Below are 17795 nucleotides of genomic sequence, written 5' to 3' on the forward strand. Positions count from 1 at the left end.
CCTATTCAATGCCGTGGGCTACACTTTCACGCCCGTTTTCAGCGGATCGCCTGTTCGACGCCGTCCGAGATCGCCTCGCGCAGCTTGCGTTCCAGTGCCCGCTGCTTGGCGGGGGAATAGAATTTCAGGCCGAACATGTCCTTGACGTAGAACGTGTCGACCACCTGTTCGCCATAGGTCGCGATCACCGCCGAGTTGATGTAGACGTTGCCATTGGACAGCGTGCGCGTCAGGTCGAACAGCAGGCCGGGGCGGTCGCGGGTGTCGACCTCGATGATCGTGTAGATTTCCGAGCCTTCGTTGTCGAAGGTGATGTGGGTGGGCACGCGGAAGGCGCGTTCGCGTTTCTTGATCTTGTCGCGCGATTGCATCGCGTCGCCGGTGATGACCTCGCCCCCGAGGGTTTTGCGGATCATCTGGGTCAGGCGCGGCAGGCGGTCGGCCTCGTAGGGGCTGCCGTCGGCGTCCTGGATCCAGAAGGCGGCGGTGGCATAGCCGTCCTTGGTGGTATAGGTGCGCGCGTCCACCACGTTGGCGCCCACCAGCGCCAGCGCGCCGCACATGCGGCTGAAGATGCCGGGGTGATCGGCCAGGGCAAAGCAGACGCGCGTGGCGTCGCGGTCCTCGTCGGGGGTGAGCTGAATGCGCATCTCGTTCTCGGAAATGTCGCGCAGCAGGAGGGCGAAATCTTCGTGTGCGGTGACGTGCAGGCCCTGCCAGTAGGGCGGGTAGTGGCGCTCCAGCTCGGTCTTGAGGTCCTTCGCGTCCCAGTCGGTGAGGGCCTCGCGCAGGTTGCGCTTGGCGTCGGTGCCGCGCTGTTCGCGGTTGAGCGCCTCGAGCCCGCCTTCCATGGCGCGGCGCGTCTGGCGGTAGAGCGCGCGGATGAGCGAGGCCTTCCAGTTGTTCCACGTGTTCGGCCCGACGCCGCGGATGTCGCAGACGGTCAGCACACAGAGAAGATCGAGCCGTTCGCGGGTCTGCACCGCCTTGGCGAAGTCGCGCACGGTGCGCGGATCGGCGATGTCGCGTTTCTGGGCCATGTCGGACATCAGCAGGTGATAGCGCACCAGCCATTCGACCGTGTCGACCTCCTTGGGTTTCAACCCCAGCCGGGGGGCGACGCGGCGGGCGATGCGGGCGCCGAGGATCGAGTGATCCTCGTCCCGGCCCTTGCCGATGTCGTGCAAGAGCATGGCGACGTAAAGCACCTTGCGGTTCACGCCGGCATCGAGGATCGAGGACGCGATCGGCAGGTCCTCGGTCAACTCCTTGCGCTCGATCTTGGAGAGCTGGCTGACGCACTGGATGGTGTGCTCGTCCACCGTGTAGCTGTGATACATGTTGAACTGCATCATGGCCCTGATCGGCTCGAATTCGGGGATGATGGCCGACAGCACGCCAAGCTCGTTCATCCGGCGCAGCGCCCGTTCGGGGTTGCCGTGCTTCAGCAGCAGCCCGAGGAACAGTTTGCGGGCCTCGGGGCTTTCGCGGAAGCTTTCGGTGATGAGGTCGAGATTGGCGGTGACAAGCCGCATCGCGTCGGGGTGGATCAGCAGCCCGGTGCGCAGGCCTTCCTCGAACACGCGCAAGAGGTTGAGCGGGTCCGACAGGAAGTCTTTCTCGTCTACAATGGCCAGCCTCCCGTGGACTTCCTTGTAGCCGTCCTTGAGCTTGCGCTTGCGGGTGAAAAGGCGTTGCAGCAGAGGCTCGGATTTCACATGCGCCGCTTCCAGCTTGGTCAGGAAGATGCGGGTGAGGTCGCCAACGGCGGTGGCGTGGCGGAAATACTCCTGCATGAACACCTCGACCGCGCGGCGCCCGGCGCGGTCCTTGTAGCCCATGCGCTCGGCCACTTCGACCTGAAGGTCGAAGGTCAGTTGTTCGGTCGCGCGGTTGGTGACGAGGTGAAGGTGGCATCGGGTGGCCCAGAGAAAGGTCTCGGCCTTCAGAAAGGTTTCGAACTCGTCTTCCATGAAAAGGCCGTGGTCCACGAGGTCGGACACCTTGTCGACGTGGTAGAGGTACTTGGAAATCCAGAACAGCGATTGCAGGTCGCGCAGACCGCCCTTGCCCTCCTTGACGTTGGGCTCGACCATGTAGCGTTCGCCCTGCTTTTCGTGACGGGCGTCGCGTTCTTCCAGTTTGGCTTCGACGAATTCGCGTTCGGTGCCCTTGAAGAGATCGTTGCGCAGGCGGTGGTCGAGATCGCCCGCCAGCCTGTCGTCGCCGTAAAGCAGGCGCTTTTCCAGCAGCGTGGTGCGGATCGTGAAATCATCCGTCCCGAGGCGGATGCATTCGCGGATCGTGCGGCTGGCGTGCCCGACTTTCAGCTTGAGGTCCCACAGCATGTAGAGCGTGCTTTCGATCACGCTCTCGGCCCAGGCGGTCATCTTGTAGGGCGTGAGAAACAGCAGGTCGACATCCGAGAAAGGCGCCATTTCCCCCCGGCCATAGCCGCCCACGGCGAAGACCGTCAGGCGCTCGGATTCGGTGGGGTTGGGCAGGGGGTGCAGGTGGCGGCTGGCCACTTGCAGGGCGGTCATCACGGCGCAGTCGGTGAGCCAGGTGTACGCGCGCGTCGCCTCGCGTGCGGCGAAGGGCGTCTGCAGAAGTGCCTCGGCAATGGCGGCGTAGCCCGCCGTCATGGCCTCGCGCGTTGCGGTCATCGCCTCGCGGCGCAGGGCGACGGTATCCGACGGGTCGGCCTCGCGCACGGCGTCGATGCGCGCCTGCACGGCGTCCTGGTCGAAAATGACCTCGGCCGGACAGATCAGCGCGTCCGGCGGCGTCAGCGTGTCCTTCATGGCATGGGTCGGCGGCGCGGGATCAGAGACCCGCGCGACCGAAGCTGGCGGGGGCGGGCGACAGCACCACGACCTGCTGGTTGCGGATGGTGGCCACTGCAAGGCCGCGCTGGGTCGTGCCGTTGGGCAGGAAGCGGAAGATGCCGTTTACGCCCTGGAAGCCGGACGATTGCGTCAGGCGGGAGCGCGACAGGGCATCGGCCCGGCCGGAGCTGGTCAGCGCCCCGATGGCGGCGATGGCGTCGTAGCTGAGACCGGCAAGATCATGCGGCGGGTTGCCGTTGGCCGCCTGGAAGCGCGATTTGAACTGGTTGGCGCGCTGCGGGTCGGGAATGGCGAACCAGCCGCCCTGAACGCCCGGCAGCGTGCGGGTCTGCGCCGGTTCGTCCCAGCGGGCAAGGCCGATATACTGCATCTCGGCCGGGGACAGGCCCGCCTCGGGCAGCATTTGAGAAAAGAGTGGCAGCGCGCCGGCGGAATTGGCCGTCAGGAAGATCGCGTCGGCGCTGTTGGTCTGGGCGTTATCCTTGATCGCCGGGATGGCGCCGACGACACCGCCTTGCGAGAATTCGTAGTTCACCACGCCGGCCGATGTCGCGCCGTTGGCGCGAATGGCCTGGGCGATGGCGTCGCGGCCCAGTTCCCCGGCGAGGTTGCGCGAATGCACAGTCAAGATGCGGCGCTTGCCCTGGCTGACGGCATAGCCGGTCAGGCGATTGGCGGTATCCTGGAAAGTCTGGCCGAGGACCAGCAGATTGCCGCCCGCGATGGTGGGGTTGTTGGAGAAGGCCAGCACGTTGATGTTCTTGGGCGCCATTGCGACGGCGACGGCGTTGGCGGATTCGGCGTGCAGGGGGCCCACGATGATCTTGGCACCGTCGGCGGCGGCATTGAGCGCCGCCTGCTGGGCCTTGCCCGCATTGCCGGCAGTGCCGTAGACGCGCAGGTCGATATTGACGCCGGAAAGGTCCGCCACGGCCATGCGGGCGGCGTTTTCCAGGTCGCGCGCAAGGCGCTGTTCGTTCGGGTTTGCCGCGCCGTGCGGCACCAGCAGGGCGACCGGCACGGCGGCGCCCGGGTCGATCCGCTGGCCGCTATTGCCACCGACCACCGGTATGCCGGCGTCGCAGGCGGCGAGCAGCAGGAACGTGGCCAAGAGGGCAAGTCGGTGGAACGGCTTGCGGACGGCATCGAAAACGGCAAACATCAGGGTACGAACTCCTTCTTTCGCGCGGTCCGGGTGGACGGCGCAGTTGGTCACGATAATAGACGTCCAGAGAGGCGGGTCCAGTGATGAATCCCGACAAGCAGAGCCTTGCGCCCGGGCTGTACCTGGTGGCGACCCCGATCGGGGCGGCGCGGGACATCACGCTGCGCACGCTCGACATCCTTGCAGATGCCGATGTGCTGGCGGCGGAGGACACGCGCAGCCTGCGGCGACTGATGGAAATTCACGGGGTGAAACTGGGTGACAGACCGCTCGTGTCCTATCACGACCACAATGGCGACCGCGCCCGCCCGCGCCTGATGGCGGCGCTGGAGAGCGGCAAATCAGTGGTTTACGCGTCCGAGGCGGGCACGCCGATGGTGGCCGATCCGGGCTATGACCTGGCCCGCGCGGCGGTGGCGCAGGGGCATGCGCTGATCTCGGCGCCGGGGCCGTCGGCGGTCGTGACGGCGCTGACCGTGGCGGGATTGCCGACCGACAGGTTCTTTTTCGCGGGCTTTCTGCCGTCGGGCGGATCCAAGCGGAAATCCGCACTTCGGGAGGTGGCGGGCGTGCCCGGCACGCTGGTGTTTTACGAATCGCCCAAGCGGGTGGCGGCGATGCTGCGCGACGCGGCCGAGGTGCTGGGCGAGGAACGGCAGGCGGCGGTGTGCCGGGAACTGACGAAGAAATTCGAAGAGGTGCTGCGTGGCACGCTGAAGGAGCTGGCCGAACGCCTGCAAGCACAACCGGTCAAGGGCGAGATCGTCGTGGTGATCGAACGCGGCACGGCAGAGGTAGGCAGTGCCGAGGATCTGGATGTGGCCCTGAGCGCGGCGCTGGAAACGCTGAGCGTGCGGGATGCGGCCGATACGGTGGCGACGCGGCTGGGGCTGAAACGGCGGGTCGTGTATCAGCGGGCGCTGGAATTGAGCGGTTAGGAAAAAATTAGATGTTTTGGTGTGAGATGCCGGGGTGAGATGAAGTAAGGAAGACCGGAATGACATGCGACACCATCCTGCGCAGGCGCAGGGAACGCGGGCAACGCGCCTATCAGAAGGGGGCGTCCGCCGAGAAATCGGTCGCGCTGGACTATGACCGTCGTGGCGCCGACCTGTTGGAAACCCGTTGGCGCGGACAGGGGGGTGAGATCGACCTGATCTTTCTCGAAAACGGCGTTTACGTGTTCTGCGAGGTGAAGGCGTCGGATACGGTTGAAGGCGCGATGGCGCTGCTGCGCCCGGCCCAGATGCAGCGTATTCACGTGGCGGCGTCCGAATATCTTGGGCAGACGCCTGATGGGCAGCTTAGCGAGGTGCGCTTTGACCTCGCGGTCATGGACGGGCAAGGTATCGTGACGGTTATGGAAAACGCGTTCGGGCATTTCTGAATTGATCCCTGTCGGTGCTTGGCCCATGTAGAGGGCAGCACAAGACGGGGATGGCCCATGAAAATCGCCTTTCAGATGGATCCGATCGACGGGATCGACATTGACGGGGACAGCAGCTTTCGCCTGGCCGAAGAAGCGCAGGCGCGGGGCCACGAGCTGTTCTATTACACGCCCGACAAGCTGGCCTATGACCGCGGGCGGATCACCGCGCGGGGCTGGCCGCTGACGGTGCAGCGGGTGAAGGGCGATCATTTCAGCCTGGGCGAGGAGCGGGTTGCGGACCTGTCGGAGTTCGACGTTGTCTGGCTGCGCCAGGATCCGCCGTTCGACATGTTCTACATCACGACCACGCATCTGTTGGAGCGGGTGAAGGACACGACGCTGGTGGTGAACGACCCGTTCTGGGTGCGGAACTTTCCCGAGAAGCTGTTGATCCTAGACTTCCCGGAGTTGATGCCGCCCACGGCGATTGCCCGCGACCTGGGCACGATCCGCGCCTTCAAGGCCGAGCATGGCGACGTGATCCTGAAGCCGCTTTACGGCAATGGCGGCGCGGGGGTGTTTCACCTGCCCGAGAGCGACCGGAACCTTTCAAGCCTGCACGAGATGTTCACCGGGTTCAGCCGCGAGCCGCTTATCGTTCAGAAATACCTGCCCGAGATCAAGGACGGCGACAAGCGCGTGATCCTGGTGGATGGAGAGCCCGTGGGCGCGATCAACCGTCTGCCCGGCAAGGGCGAGGTGCGGTCGAACATGCATGTGGGCGGGCGACCCGAGAAGGTCAGCTTGAGCGATCGCGACCGGGAGATTTGTTCGATCATAGGCCCGCGGCTGCGCGAAGCGGGGCAGATTTTCGTGGGCATCGACGTGATCGGGCAGTACCTGACCGAGATCAACGTGACCTCGCCCACCGGTATCCAGGAGTTGGAGCGGTTCGACGGGACCAACGTGGCCGGGACGATCTGGGACGCGATCGAGGCGAAACGCGCATGAGCGTGATGCGGCCACTGCTGAACCAGTGGCTGCGGCTGACCGAAAAGCCGCACCTGCGCAAGGCCACGGTCGCCAAGGCGCGCAGTTCCTTCGAGACCAAGGCGAAGGTCCTGTTCCATGCGCCGCGCGGCACCTCGGTGGCCGAGGACGAGTTGGGCGAGGTGCCGGTGCTGTGGACATGGGCGCTGGGCACGGGGCGCGAGGACGGGCCGTTGATCCTCTACTTTCATGGGGGTGGCTTCGTGTTCGGCAGTCCTTGGGTCTATCGCAAGATGCTGGCGGTGTTGTCGCGCGAGGCGCGGGCGCCGGCAGCTTTGGTGCAGTACAGGCTGGCGCCGGAGACGCCCTTTCCCGGTGCGTTCGACGATTGCATGGCGGCGTACCGCGCGGTGATGGACCGGCCCGGCGGCGTGGTGCTGGCGGGCGACAGCGCGGGGGGATGCCTGGCGCTGGCGGTGCTGGCGGAGATCACGCGGGAGGGCCTGACGCAGCCCAGGGGCTGCATCGCCCTGTCGCCGGTGACGGATTTGACGTTTTCGGGTGACAGCATCCGTGAGAATGCCGAAAGCGAAGCGGTGCTGCCGATCGAGCGGGCCGAGGAAATGTGCGAATGGTATCTTGGGGACACGGACCCGAAAGACGTGCGCGTCTCGCCGCTTTTCGCCGATTTCGAGGGCGCGGCGCCGGTCTGGATCGGGGTGGGGGATACCGAGGTGCTGCGCGACGACACGCTTCGAATGGCGGCGCATTTGCGGGCGGCAGGCGTGGACGTGACGGAGGTGGTGGAGCACGACCTGCCGCATGTCTGGCCGCTGTTTCACAACCTGCTGCCCGAGGGGCGCGAGACCCTGGCGGATCTGGGAGACTGGATCAGGTCTCTTTCATCGACATAAGGCGGTAGCTGACGGCCTCGGCCACGTGGGGGCGAAGGACGTCGGTTGAGCCGTCGAGATCGGCGATGGTGCGGGCGACGCGCAGGACGCGGTGATAGCCGCGCGCCGAGAGCCCCATGCGTTCTGCCACGGTGTTCAGTAGGTCGCGGCCTTCGGTGTCGGGGGTCGCGATCTCTTCCAGGGCCTCGCCTTCGGCATCGGCATTGAGGCGCATGTCGGCGTGGTCGGCAAAGCGGGATTGTTGTACCGCCCGCGCCGTGGCGACCCGCTCGGCCATCTGGGCTGAACTGTCGCCGGAGGGGGGCAGGTCAAGGTCGGTGAAGCTGACCGGGGGAACCTCGATGCGCAGGTCGAAGCGGTCCATCAGGGGGCCGGAAATGCGGGACATGTAATCCTCGCCGCATTGGGGCACGCGGGCGCAGGCGCGGGCCGGGTCGGGGAGGTAGCCGCATTTGCAGGGGTTGGCGGCAGCCACCAGCAGGAAGCGGCAGGGGTAGCGGACATGGGCGTTGGCGCGGGCGACGACGACCTCGCCCGTCTCGATGGGCTGGCGCAGGGTCTCAAGGACCGCGCGGGGGTATTCCGGAAACTCGTCCATGAAGAGCACGCCGTTATGGGCAAGGCTGATCTCGCCCGGACCCGCCCGCCGACCGCCGCCGACGATGGCGGCCATGGAGGCTGTGTGGTGCGGCTCGCGGAAAGGCCTTGTGCGGTTGATGCCGCCCTCGGTCAGCAGCCCGGCGAGGGAATGGATCATGGAGGTTTCCAGCGCCTCGGGCGCGGTGAGGGGCGGCAGGATGCCGGGCAGGCGGGCCGCCAGCATGGATTTGCCGGAGCCGGGCGTGCCGACCATCATCAGGTGATGTCGCCCGGCGGCGGCGATTTCGAGTGCGCGCTTGGCGCGTTCCTGCCCCTTGACGTCGCGCAGGTCGCGGCCGGAGGCGTCTGCCGTGACCTCGCCCGGTTCCGCCGGGGGCAGGGGAGACTGGCCAGTGTAATGGCGGACCACGTCGGCGAGGGTGGCGGCACCGATGACCTGCGTGGCGCCGACCCAAGCGGCCTCGGCCCCCGAACCCTTTGGGCAGAGAAGCGTGCGCTCTTCCTCGGCCGCGGCCATGGCTGCGGGGAGAGCGCCGATGACGGGGATGAGGGAGCCGTCGAGAGAGAGTTCCCCGAGGCTGCAGGTGCCCTCGACGGCGTCGGGGGGGATGATTTCCAGCGCGGCGAGCAGGGCGAGGGCGATGGGCAGGTCGAAATGGCTGCCTTCCTTGGGCATGTCGGCGGGCGACAGGTTGATGGTGATGCGCTTGGACGGAAGTGCGATGGCCATCGACGACAACGCGGTTCGCACGCGGTCGCGCGCCTCGGACACGGCCTTGTCTGGTAGGCCCACGAGCGAGAAGGCCGGGACACCGGGGGTGACGGCGCATTGCACCTCGACCTGGCGGGCCTCGACGCCCTCGAAGGCGACGGTGTAGGCGCGGGCGACCATGGGGGACTCCGTTCCGTGAGAATGGTTAACGGATAGCCCGCGATTGGTTTAGGAATGGTTAACGCAGCCCCGACAGCGTGCGTGAGGCACGGTCGGGATTTGAGTATTTTTGGCAAGAAAAAGGGGGTGCTTTCAGGCGGTTCCGTCGCGCATTGCGGTGAAGGCGGGCCAGGCGTCGGGGTCGGCGACGGTTTTATCGCGGCAGGTTGCGTTGCAGAAGCCGAAAATGCGGCCGCCGGTTTCCATCAGGTGCGTGGGGGCCTTGCCGGAATAGGGGCAGGCGGTGTTTTCGGGCGTGCCATCGGCGACGGGACGGGCCGGGGCGGTACGGGGGCCGGGCCATGTGGTGTGGTCGAGCGGCTGGTCATAGGGGACAGGGTCGTAGGACTTGGTGAGCCCGAGCGCGCGCCATTGGCGGAAGGATGTGTCGGCGAGGGTGGTGTCGACATAGGCTTGCGCGGTTTTGCCCACGGGCAGGGCGTAGCCCGCGATGCGGGCGGCGACAGGGGCGTAGAAGGCATCGGCGAGGCTGAAGCGCCCGAAGAGCCAAGGGCCGTCTGCGCCGTGGCGGCTGTGGGCGAGGGACCACAGGGTTTCGATGCGGGCGAGGTCGGCATTGACGGCGTCGGACGGCGTGAAGCCTTGCCATTGATGCCGAAGCTGCATCGAGCAGTCGGCGCGCAGGGCGGAAAAGCCGGAATGCATTTCCGCGGTGATCGAGCGGGCGAGGGCGCGGGCGGCGGGGTCGGCGGGCCAGAGACCGGCGTCGGGGTGACGTTCGGCCAGGGTTTCGGCCATGGCGAGGCTGTCGAAGATGACGATGCCGCCCTCGTCGCGCATCACCGGGACGAGGCGGGCCGGGACGAGATCCTTGAGGTCGTCGGCCATGGTGCCGTCGTAGAGCCCGACCATATGGGTGCGGTGGGGCAGGTCGAACTTTTCGAGCATGAGCCAGCCGCGCAGGGACCAGCTTGAAAAGGTGCGATCGCCGATGAAGAGATCGTATGTCATGGCGCGACGTTAGGCCGGGCCGGGAATGTGGCAAAGCGATCATTTGTGCGCATGTGCATCACGGGGCGTGATCGATGCCTTCGACGTGCCAGCCGGAGGGGACGTGGTGCAATTCGGTCACCGAAAGGGGGGCGATGTTGTGGGAGAACGCCTCGGTCGCGGTTAGGTCGAGGGCGCGCTGAAGCTGGGTGAGAATGACGCCGAGATGGGCGACGATCACCAGGTCGGCACCAGGATGCGCGGAGATGAGCGCGTCGGTGGCGGCGTCCACGCGGGCGACAAGCTCGGGCCAGGTTTCGCCGGAGGGTGGACGCACCTCGCCGGGTTGATCCCAGAACGCCCGGTAGCGGGCCTGGTCCTCGATGTCGTCGGGGGATTGCAGGTCCCAGTCGCCGAAGTGAAGTTCCCGTAGGGCGGGGTCGTGCGGCAGGCGCGTGCGGTGCCCGGCCAGCATGTCGGCGGTGGCGGCGGCGCGGCTGAGGTCGGAGGAGACGAGCATGGCCGGTCGCGGCAGGTGGACGTCAAGGCGGGCGATGCGCGCGGTGTCGGAGAGGTCGGCGGGCAGATCGGCCCAGCCGACGAGGCCTTTCGCGTGGGTGGGGCCATGCCGGACCCAGAAAAGGCGGGTTTTCACGGCAGGTCGCCTTTCAGCACCTGGGGCAGGCCGGCGATGACGTTGACCACGAGGCCGGCCTTGGCGGCCAGCTTGAGGTTCAGGCGGGAGAGCGCGGCGCAAGAGCCGGGCGGGTCGGACGGGGCTGGCTCGTGGCTCAGCACGATCACGGGCGCGGCGCAGAGGGCGAGGCCGGCCATCAGTTCCGCCTCGGCCTCGGCCGGGTCCTTGCCGTCGGCGATGAGGGTGTCGAGCCACGGCGGCAGCGCGTCCAGCAGGACGGCGGAGTCGCCGCTGATCCCGGCGAGCGTGCGGCCGATATCGCGCGGTGCGCGCAGGATGGTCCAGTCGGTTTCGCGGCCTGCAAGGCTGGATTGAGCTGCGGGATCGTCGGCGGGTGCGGTGAGGATGCAGACGGGACCGCGGCCCGTGCCCGTAACGAGGGTTTTCGCGAACCCGGCCTTGCCCGAGCCGGCGGTACCTAAAACAAAAGTGAGTCCCGGCAACATTTTTTTTGCATCCTTTTCGTGATCCGCGCGTTGAGATGATGCGTACCACCACCAAAGACGGCGAAAAAGCTGCTTTCAAATCGCGACCGGGAGTACTTCACCATGGCCTTGGATGGCAATTTCAGCACCAACATGTCACGCGCGGCGATGAAGGCCGAACTGCTTGACGCCGAAACCGAACTGACGCTGGCCTATGCCTGGCGCGACCAGCGGGACGAGGCGGCGCTGCACCGCCTGATCACCGCGTATATGCGCCTGGCGATTTCGATGGCGTCGAAATATCGCCGCTATGGTGCGCCGATGAACGATCTGATCCAGGAAGCGGGTCTTGGGCTGATGAAGGCTGCGGACAAGTTCGATCCGGACCGCGGCGTGCGGTTCTCGACATACGCAGTGTGGTGGATCAAGGCCAGTATCCAGGATTACGTGATGCGCAACTGGTCGATGGTGCGGACCGGCTCGACCAGCAGTCAGAAATCGCTGTTTTTCAACATGCGCCGGGTGCAGGCGCGGCTGGAGCGGGAATCCATGGCCAAGGGCGAGACGTTGGACCGGCACCAGATGCGCGAGATGATCGCCATCGAGGTCGGTGTCCCGCTGCGCGACGTGGAGATGATGGAAGGCCGGCTGTCCGGCTCGGATTTTTCGCTGAACGCGACGCAATCGACCGAGGATGAGGGCCGCGAGTGGATCGACACCATCGAGGATGACGGCAAGCGCGGTGATGAGCTGGTCGAGGAAGACCATGACCGGGGCGCGCTGCGTAATTGGCTGGGCGGTGCGATGTCCAAGCTGAACGAGCGCGAGCGGTTCATCGTGGTGCAGCGCAAGTTGCAGGACGAGGCGCGGACGCTGGAGAGCCTTGGCGAAGAGCTGAGCCTGTCGAAGGAGCGCGTGCGCCAGATCGAGGCGGCGGCGTTCCAGAAGATGCGCCGCTACCTGGAAAAACAGGGTGGCGAAGTGCAGAGCCTGCTGGTCTGATACCCGTCCGTTCCTGACGTATGAAATAACGCTGTCGCGGCCTGCGGCGGCGTTTTTTCATGTCGTGGGACCGGGCCTTGTACCGTGTCGGGTCCGGGCATAGTGTTTGGCCGAAGATTCAGGGAGCCGTCGCATGCTGGCCGGAAAACGTGTTTTGCTGATCATCGGCGGCGGGATCGCGGCCTACAAGGCGCTGGACCTGATCCGGCGGCTGCGCGAACGGGGCGCGGCGGTGACGCCTGTTCTGACGCGGGCGGGCGCGGAGTTCGTGACGCCGCTGTCGGTGTCGGCCCTGGCGGGGACGAAGGTGTTTCAGGACCTCTTTGACCTCACGGACGAGGCCGAGATGGGGCATATCGAGTTGAGCCGCAGCGCGGACCTGATCGTGGTGGCGCCTGCGACGGCGGATCTGATGGCGAAGATGGCAGGAGGCCAGGCGGATGATCTTGCCTCGACGCTATTGCTCGCGACGGACACAGCCGTGCTGCTGGCGCCGGCAATGAACGTGCGGATGTGGCAACATGCGGCGACGCAGCGCAATATCGCGACGCTGAAGGACGACGGGATCGGGTTTGTCGGGCCGAACGCGGGCGACATGGCGTGCGGCGAGCATGGGCCGGGCCGCATGTCCGAGCCGCTGGAGATCGTGGCGGCGGTGGAGGCGCGGCTGGCGCAGGGGCCGCTGGTGGGCAGGCGCGTGATCGTCACCTCGGGGCCGACGCATGAGCCGATCGACCCGGTGCGGTACATCGCCAACCGCTCGTCCGGCGCGCAGGGCACGGCGATTGCCAGGGCGCTGGCGGGCGCGGGGGCGGAGGTGGTTTTCGTCACGGGGCCGGCGGATGTGCCGCCGCCCGACGGTGTGGAGGTCGTGGCCGTCGAGACCGCGCAGGAGATGCTGGAGGCGGTGGAGGCCGCGCTGCCCGCCGATGTGGGCGTCTTTGCCGCCGCCGTTGCGGATTGGCGCGTGGCGAGCGCGGGGGCGCGCAAGATCAAGAAGGAAGGTGGCAAGCTGCCGGTGCTGGAGTTTGCCGAGAACCCGGACATCCTGGCCACTGTCAGCCGGATGGAGGCCGGGCGACCGCCGCTGGTGGTGGGCTTTGCGGCCGAAACCGATGACGTGGTGGATCATGCCACGGCCAAGCGGGCGCGCAAGGGGTGCGACTGGATCGTGGCCAATGACGTGAGCCCGGCGACGGGCATCATGGGCGGTGCCGAGAATGCCGTGACGCTGATCACGGCCGACGGGGCCGAGGCTTGGCCGCGCATGTCGAAGGCGGACGTGGCGCAACGGCTGGTGGCGCGGATCGCGGAGGCGTTGGGCTGAGGCGACGGTGGTTGCGCCCGAAGAGTATCTTGCCTTCGGCGAGGATATTTATGGCCAGAGGAAAAGCAGGAAGAACCGGCGCATGGTGAGCATTTCGGTGATGTGGGATGATGGCGCGGACCGTGAGTTGGGTCTGCCGCGCTATGAGACGGCGGGGGCGGCGGGGGCGGACCTGCGCGCGAACTTGGCCGATCGGGGCGCTGTGGTGATCGCGCCGGGAGCGCGGGCGCTGGTGCCGACGGGGCTGCGGCTGGCGATACCCGAGGGGTACGAGGTGCAGGTGCGGCCGCGCTCGGGGCTGGCGTTGAAGCACGGGATCACGCTGCCCAACAGCCCTGGGACGATCGACAGCGATTATCGCGGACCGTTGGGGGTGATCGTGATGAATGCCGGGGCCGAGCCGTTCACGGTGGAGCACGGGATGCGGATCGCGCAGATGGTGGTGGCGCCGGTGGTTCAGGCGGAATTCGACGTGGTGGAGCGCCTTGAGGACACCGCGCGCGGGACGGGCGGTTTCGGGTCGACGGGGGCAGGCTGATGCTGTTGGTGCTTGTGCTGGCCGGTGCGATCTGGGGGCTTGGGGCGTGGATGGGCGCGCCGCGGCGGCAACGCTGGATGATGATCGCGATCCTTTGGGCGTTCGTGGTGCTGACGCAACTGGTGCTGCCCGATGGGAACGGGTTGCGCGAGGCGACGGGCGGCACGGCGGCGCCTTGGCTGTTGCTGGCCGGAGCGGTGGCGCTGGTCCTGGCCTATCGCCAGGTGTTGCGGCGATTGCGGGGCCGTGTGGCGGCGCCGGAGCCGGAGAAACCGAAGGGGCTGTTCGCGCCGACGGAGCTGGAACGCTATGCGCGGCATATCGTGCTGCGCGAGATCGGCGGGCCGGGGCAGAAAGCCTTGAAACAGGCGAAGGTGCTGGTGATCGGGGCCGGGGGGCTGGGCTCGCCCGCGATCCTCTACCTGGCGGCTGCGGGCGTGGGGCGGATCGGGGTGATCGACGACGACGTGGTGGATGCGACCAACCTGCAACGACAGGTGATACACACCGATGCGCGGATCGACATGCCCAAGGTGCATTCGGCGGCGCAGGCGGCGGAGGCGGTGAATCCATACGTGGAGATGCGCCCCTATCAGCGGCGGTTGAGCGAGGCGTTCGCGGCGGACTTGTTTGCCGAGTATGATCTGGTGTTGGACGGGACGGACAATTTCGACACGCGCTACCTGGCCAACCGGGTGGCGGTGGCGCAGGGCAAGCCCTTGATTTCAGGGGCGTTGTCGCAATGGGAAGGGCAGGTGAGCGTGTTTGATCCGGCGAAGGGCGCGCCCTGCTACCAGTGCATTTTCCCCGAGGCCCCTGCGGCGGGGCTGGCGCCGAGCTGTGCCGAGGCGGGGGTGCTGGGGCCGTTGCCGGGCGTGGTGGGATCGATGATGGCGGTGGAGGCCGTGAAGGTGATCACGCAGGCGGGTGCGGCGCTGCGGGGTGAAATGCTGATCTATGACGCCCTATATGGGGAAAGCCGGAAGATATCACTGAGCCGCCGGGCGGACTGCCCCGTGTGCGGCCAAAGAGGAGAGCAAGATGACCAATCCGCTGTTGAGTGAGTGGGAGACGCCGTTCGAGATGGCGCCGTTCGACACCGTGTCGGACGAAGATTTCGCACCTGCGTTCGAGGCCGCCCTGGAAGAGGCGCGGGGCGAGATCGCGGCGATTGCGGACAATCCCGCGCCGCCGACATTTGCCAACACGGTGGAGGCGCTGGAAGTGGCGGGCGACAGGCTGGACAAGGTGCTGTCGGTGTTCTTTACCGTGGCAGGGGCCGACAGCAATGACAGGCGGCAGGAATTGCAGCGGGAGTTCAGCCCGAAGCTGGCCGCGTATTCGTCGGAGATCTACGGCAACAAGGCGCTGTTTCAGCGGATCGCGACGTTGTGGGACGCGCGCGAGAGCCTGCGGCTGACCGAGGAGCAGGAGCGGGTGCTGATGCTGACGCATCGCGGGTTTCGCCGCGCCGGGGCCGGGCTGGAAGGCGCGGCGGACAAGCGGATGCGCGAGATTCGCGCGCGGCTTGCGGAACTGGGCACGGCCTTCACGCAGAACCTGCTGAAAGACGAGGCGGGGTGGTTCATGGAATTGAACGAGGCGGACCTGGACGGGCTGCCGGAGTTCGTGGTGCGCTCGGCCCGGGCGGCGGGCGAGGAGAAAGGCGCGGAGGGGCCGGTGATCACGCTGTCGCGGTCGTTGATCGTGCCGTTCCTGCAGTTCTCGCCGCGGAGGGATTTGCGGGAGAAAGCCTATGAGGCGTGGACCTCGCGCGGGGCCAATGGGGGCGAGACGGACAACCGCGAGATTGCCGCAGAGGTGCTGAAGCTGCGCGAGGAGCGGGCGAAGCTGTTGGGCTACGAGAGTTTCGCGGCGTTCAAGCTGGAGACCGAGATGGCCAAGACGCCAGAGGCGGTGCGGGGGCTGTTGATGGATGTCTGGGGCCCGGCCCGCGCGCAGGCGGAGGCGGATGCGGACGTGCTGACCGAGATGATGCGGGAAGATGGTGTGAACGGGCCTTTGGAGCCTTGGGACTGGCGGTACTATTCCGAGAAGCGGCGCAAGATCGAGCATAATCTGGATGAGACGGCGTTGAAGCCGTATTTGCAGCTGGATCGGATGATCGAGGCGGCGTTCGCCTGTGCGCATCGGCTGTTCGGGCTGGAGTTCGAGCGGCTGGATGTGCCGCTTTACCACTCCGATTGCCGGGCGTGGGAGGTGACGCGGGAGGGGCGCCATGTGGCTGTCTTTATCGGGGATTACTTTGCGCGCGGATCGAAGCGGTCGGGCGCGTGGTGTTCGGCCATGCGGGGCCAGCGGAAGTTTCCCGATGTGAAGGGGCCGGTGGTGATCAACGTGTGCAATTTCGCCAAGGGCGATCCGGCGCTGTTGAGCTATGACGATGCGCGGACGCTCTTTCACGAGTTCGGGCACGCGCTGCACCAGATGCTGTCGGACGTGACCTATGAGAGCATTTCGGGCACGTCCGTGGCGCGGGATTTCGTGGAATTGCCGAGCCAACTCTATGAGCACTGGCTGGAGGTGCCGGAGGTGCTGTCGGAGTTCGCGACGCACGCCGAGACGGGCGAGCCGATGCCGCAGGAGATGCTGGACAAGGTGCTGGGCGCCGCCACCTATGACATGGGGTTCCAGACGGTGGAATACGTGGCCTCGGCCATGGTCGATCTGGCCTTCCACGAGGGGGAGGCTCCCGACGATCCGATGGCGAAACAGGCCGCGGTGTTGGCGGAGATGGGGATGCCCCGCGCGATAAGGATGCGCCACGCGACGCCGCATTTCGCGCATGTGTTCAGTGGCGACGGGTATTCGAGCGGCTATTACAGCTACATGTGGTCGGAGGTGATGGATGCCGATGCCTTTGCCGCGTTCGAGGAAGCGGGCGGGGCGTTTGACGCCGAGAAGGCGAAGGCGCTGGAGGAGAATATCCTGTCGACCGGCGGATCGCGCGAGGCGGAGGAGTTGTACCTGGCCTTCCGCGGGCGGATGCCCGGCGTTGAGGCGCTCTTGAAAGGACGGGGATTGGCGGCATGACACCGGAAGAGATCGAAAAGCTGCCGTATCGGCCCTGCGCGGGGGTGATGCTGGTGAACGAGGATGGCAAGGTCTTTGTCGGCCAGCGGATCGACAGCGAGTATGACGCCTGGCAGATGCCGCAAGGCGGGATCGACGAGGGCGAGGCTCCGCGGGACGCGGCCCTGCGCGAGCTGTGGGAAGAAACCGGGGTGAAGGCCGACCTCGTGACGGTGGAGGCGGAGACGCCGGAGTGGATACCTTACGACCTGCCGCATGAGCTGGTGCCGAAGCTGTGGAAGGCGCAATACCGGGGGCAGATGCAGAAGTGGTTTCTGCTGCGGTTTCATGGGGTCGATGCGGATGTGGACATCACCCTGCCGCCGGCGGAGTTTTCCAGATGGAAGTGGATATCGCCGGACGAGGTGGTGGACGCCATCGTGCCGTTCAAGCGCGGGGTTTATGCCAATGTGATGAACGCGTTTGGAGACAGGCTATGAAGACGTTTTTGACGAGTATGGCCTTGGTACTGGCGGCTGGACCGGCGCTGGCACTGTCGTGCCTGCGGCCGGACGTGGCGCGGACCTACAGCCAGGCGTCGGAGGCGGAGCAGGCCTATGTGGTGGTGGCGGGCGCGTTGCGGTTCGACGAGGGCCGGCTGCCCGAGAATGACGGCACCAACCAGGACCGGCGGACCGTGGCGATCCCGGCGCGGCTGGAGGGGAAATCGCTGTCGCGGGCCGGGTTCACGACGCCGTTTGCGCGGGACATCACGCTGGAAGTCAGCTGTTTCGGGCCGTGGTGTGGCGGGGCGCAGTCGGGGGCGGAGTACCTCGTTTTTTTGGAAAAGCACGGGCGGAAGCTGGTGATGGTGGCCGACCCTTGCGGCAGCTGGGCCTTTCCCGAGCCGTCGGCGGAGCAGGTCAAGCAGGTGGAGACCTGCATGGGCGGGTTGGAGTGTGTGCCGCTGAAGTGAGGGGGGGACGCGTGGGTTTTCACCCGCC

At 66.5% G+C, this 17795-nt stretch carries 17 protein-coding genes; 11 read left to right on the plus strand and 6 right to left on the minus strand.

Annotation, left to right across the window (positions count from 1 at the left end):
• Positions 1–38: 38 nt before the first annotated feature.
• Both PVV74_RS15730 and PVV74_RS15735 read right to left on the minus strand, forming a co-directional pair.
• Positions 39–2804 carry a [protein-PII] uridylyltransferase gene (locus tag PVV74_RS15730; RefSeq protein WP_274593870.1) on the minus strand — a complete coding sequence of 922 codons (2766 nt, stop codon included), beginning with the start codon at positions 2802–2804 and terminating at the stop codon, positions 39–41.
• 22 nt (positions 2805–2826) lie between these two features.
• Positions 2827–4011 (minus strand): penicillin-binding protein activator, encoded by a 1185-nt coding sequence (locus PVV74_RS15735; RefSeq protein ID WP_103763736.1) that lies wholly within the window; start codon positions 4009–4011, stop codon positions 2827–2829.
• Between the two features lie 86 nt (positions 4012–4097).
• Here PVV74_RS15735 and rsmI point away from each other — a divergent pair, with 86 nt between their 5' ends.
• The 4 genes from rsmI to PVV74_RS15755 are packed head-to-tail and all read left to right on the plus strand — an operon-like array spanning position 4098 to position 7287.
• Complete coding sequence (gene rsmI / locus PVV74_RS15740; RefSeq protein WP_274593871.1) at positions 4098–4952, plus strand: 16S rRNA (cytidine(1402)-2'-O)-methyltransferase; 855 nt, start codon at positions 4098–4100, stop codon at positions 4950–4952.
• Positions 4953–5011: 59 nt separating this feature from the next.
• Positions 5012–5401, plus strand: coding sequence for a YraN family protein (locus tag PVV74_RS15745; RefSeq protein WP_103763735.1), 390 nt, complete (start codon positions 5012–5014; stop codon positions 5399–5401).
• Between the two features lie 57 nt (positions 5402–5458).
• Positions 5459–6394, plus strand: a complete 936-nt coding sequence (gshB, locus tag PVV74_RS15750) for a glutathione synthase (RefSeq protein WP_103763734.1) — start codon at positions 5459–5461, stop codon at positions 6392–6394.
• Positions 6391–7287, plus strand: a complete 897-nt coding sequence (locus PVV74_RS15755) for an alpha/beta hydrolase (RefSeq protein ID WP_274593872.1) — start codon at positions 6391–6393, stop codon at positions 7285–7287. The genes gshB and PVV74_RS15755 overlap by 4 nt, the downstream gene beginning before the upstream one ends.
• Here the strand turns inward: PVV74_RS15755 and PVV74_RS15760 are convergent.
• From PVV74_RS15760 to PVV74_RS15775, 4 genes are all read right to left on the minus strand, one after another.
• Entirely contained in the window at positions 7265–8779 is a 1515-nt protein-coding gene (locus PVV74_RS15760; protein ID WP_274593873.1) for a YifB family Mg chelatase-like AAA ATPase, read from the minus strand. The two genes, PVV74_RS15755 and PVV74_RS15760, sit on opposite strands and share 23 nt — an antisense overlap.
• 132 nt (positions 8780–8911) lie before the next feature.
• The gene (locus tag PVV74_RS15765) at positions 8912–9790 is read right to left on the minus strand and encodes a glutathione S-transferase (protein WP_274593874.1); all 879 of its coding nucleotides are present in this window, start codon (positions 9788–9790) and stop codon (positions 8912–8914) included.
• 58 nt (positions 9791–9848) lie between these two features.
• Positions 9849–10424, minus strand: coding sequence for a histidine phosphatase family protein (locus PVV74_RS15770; protein WP_274593875.1), 576 nt, complete (start codon positions 10422–10424; stop codon positions 9849–9851).
• The gene (locus PVV74_RS15775; RefSeq protein ID WP_274593876.1) at positions 10421–10912 is read right to left on the minus strand and encodes a bifunctional adenosylcobinamide kinase/adenosylcobinamide-phosphate guanylyltransferase; all 492 of its coding nucleotides are present in this window, start codon (positions 10910–10912) and stop codon (positions 10421–10423) included. The genes PVV74_RS15770 and PVV74_RS15775 overlap by 4 nt, the downstream gene beginning before the upstream one ends.
• Positions 10913–11014: 102 nt before the next feature.
• Between PVV74_RS15775 and PVV74_RS15780 the strand changes: the two genes are divergently transcribed.
• From PVV74_RS15780 to PVV74_RS15810, 7 genes are all read left to right on the plus strand, one after another.
• A complete protein-coding gene (locus PVV74_RS15780; protein WP_103763728.1) occupies positions 11015–11893 on the plus strand; it encodes an RNA polymerase factor sigma-32 in 879 nt (292 codons plus the stop codon).
• 133 nt (positions 11894–12026) lie between these two features.
• Entirely contained in the window at positions 12027–13220 is a 1194-nt protein-coding gene (gene coaBC, locus PVV74_RS15785; RefSeq protein ID WP_274593877.1) for a bifunctional phosphopantothenoylcysteine decarboxylase/phosphopantothenate--cysteine ligase CoaBC, read from the plus strand.
• An 82-nt stretch (positions 13221–13302) separates the two neighbouring features.
• Positions 13303–13758 (plus strand): dUTP diphosphatase, encoded by a 456-nt coding sequence (dut, locus tag PVV74_RS15790; protein WP_274593878.1) that lies wholly within the window; start codon positions 13303–13305, stop codon positions 13756–13758.
• Complete coding sequence (locus PVV74_RS15795) at positions 13758–14822, plus strand: HesA/MoeB/ThiF family protein (RefSeq protein WP_274593879.1); 1065 nt, start codon at positions 13758–13760, stop codon at positions 14820–14822. Before dut ends, PVV74_RS15795 begins: the two co-directional genes overlap by 1 nt.
• Positions 14800–16812 (plus strand): M3 family metallopeptidase, encoded by a 2013-nt coding sequence (locus tag PVV74_RS15800; RefSeq protein ID WP_274593880.1) that lies wholly within the window; start codon positions 14800–14802, stop codon positions 16810–16812. Before PVV74_RS15795 ends, PVV74_RS15800 begins: the two co-directional genes overlap by 23 nt.
• Complete coding sequence (locus PVV74_RS15805) at positions 16809–17291, plus strand: RNA pyrophosphohydrolase (RefSeq protein WP_103763724.1); 483 nt, start codon at positions 16809–16811, stop codon at positions 17289–17291. Before PVV74_RS15800 ends, PVV74_RS15805 begins: the two co-directional genes overlap by 4 nt.
• Positions 17288–17767, plus strand: a complete 480-nt coding sequence (locus tag PVV74_RS15810; RefSeq protein ID WP_103763723.1) for a hypothetical protein — start codon at positions 17288–17290, stop codon at positions 17765–17767. The genes PVV74_RS15805 and PVV74_RS15810 overlap by 4 nt, the downstream gene beginning before the upstream one ends.
• Positions 17768–17795 lie beyond the last annotated feature (28 nt).

Origin of the sequence: Roseovarius sp. SK2, from assembly GCF_028807495.1 — a bacterium.
Lineage (GTDB): Bacteria > Pseudomonadota > Alphaproteobacteria > Rhodobacterales > Rhodobacteraceae > Roseovarius > Roseovarius confluentis.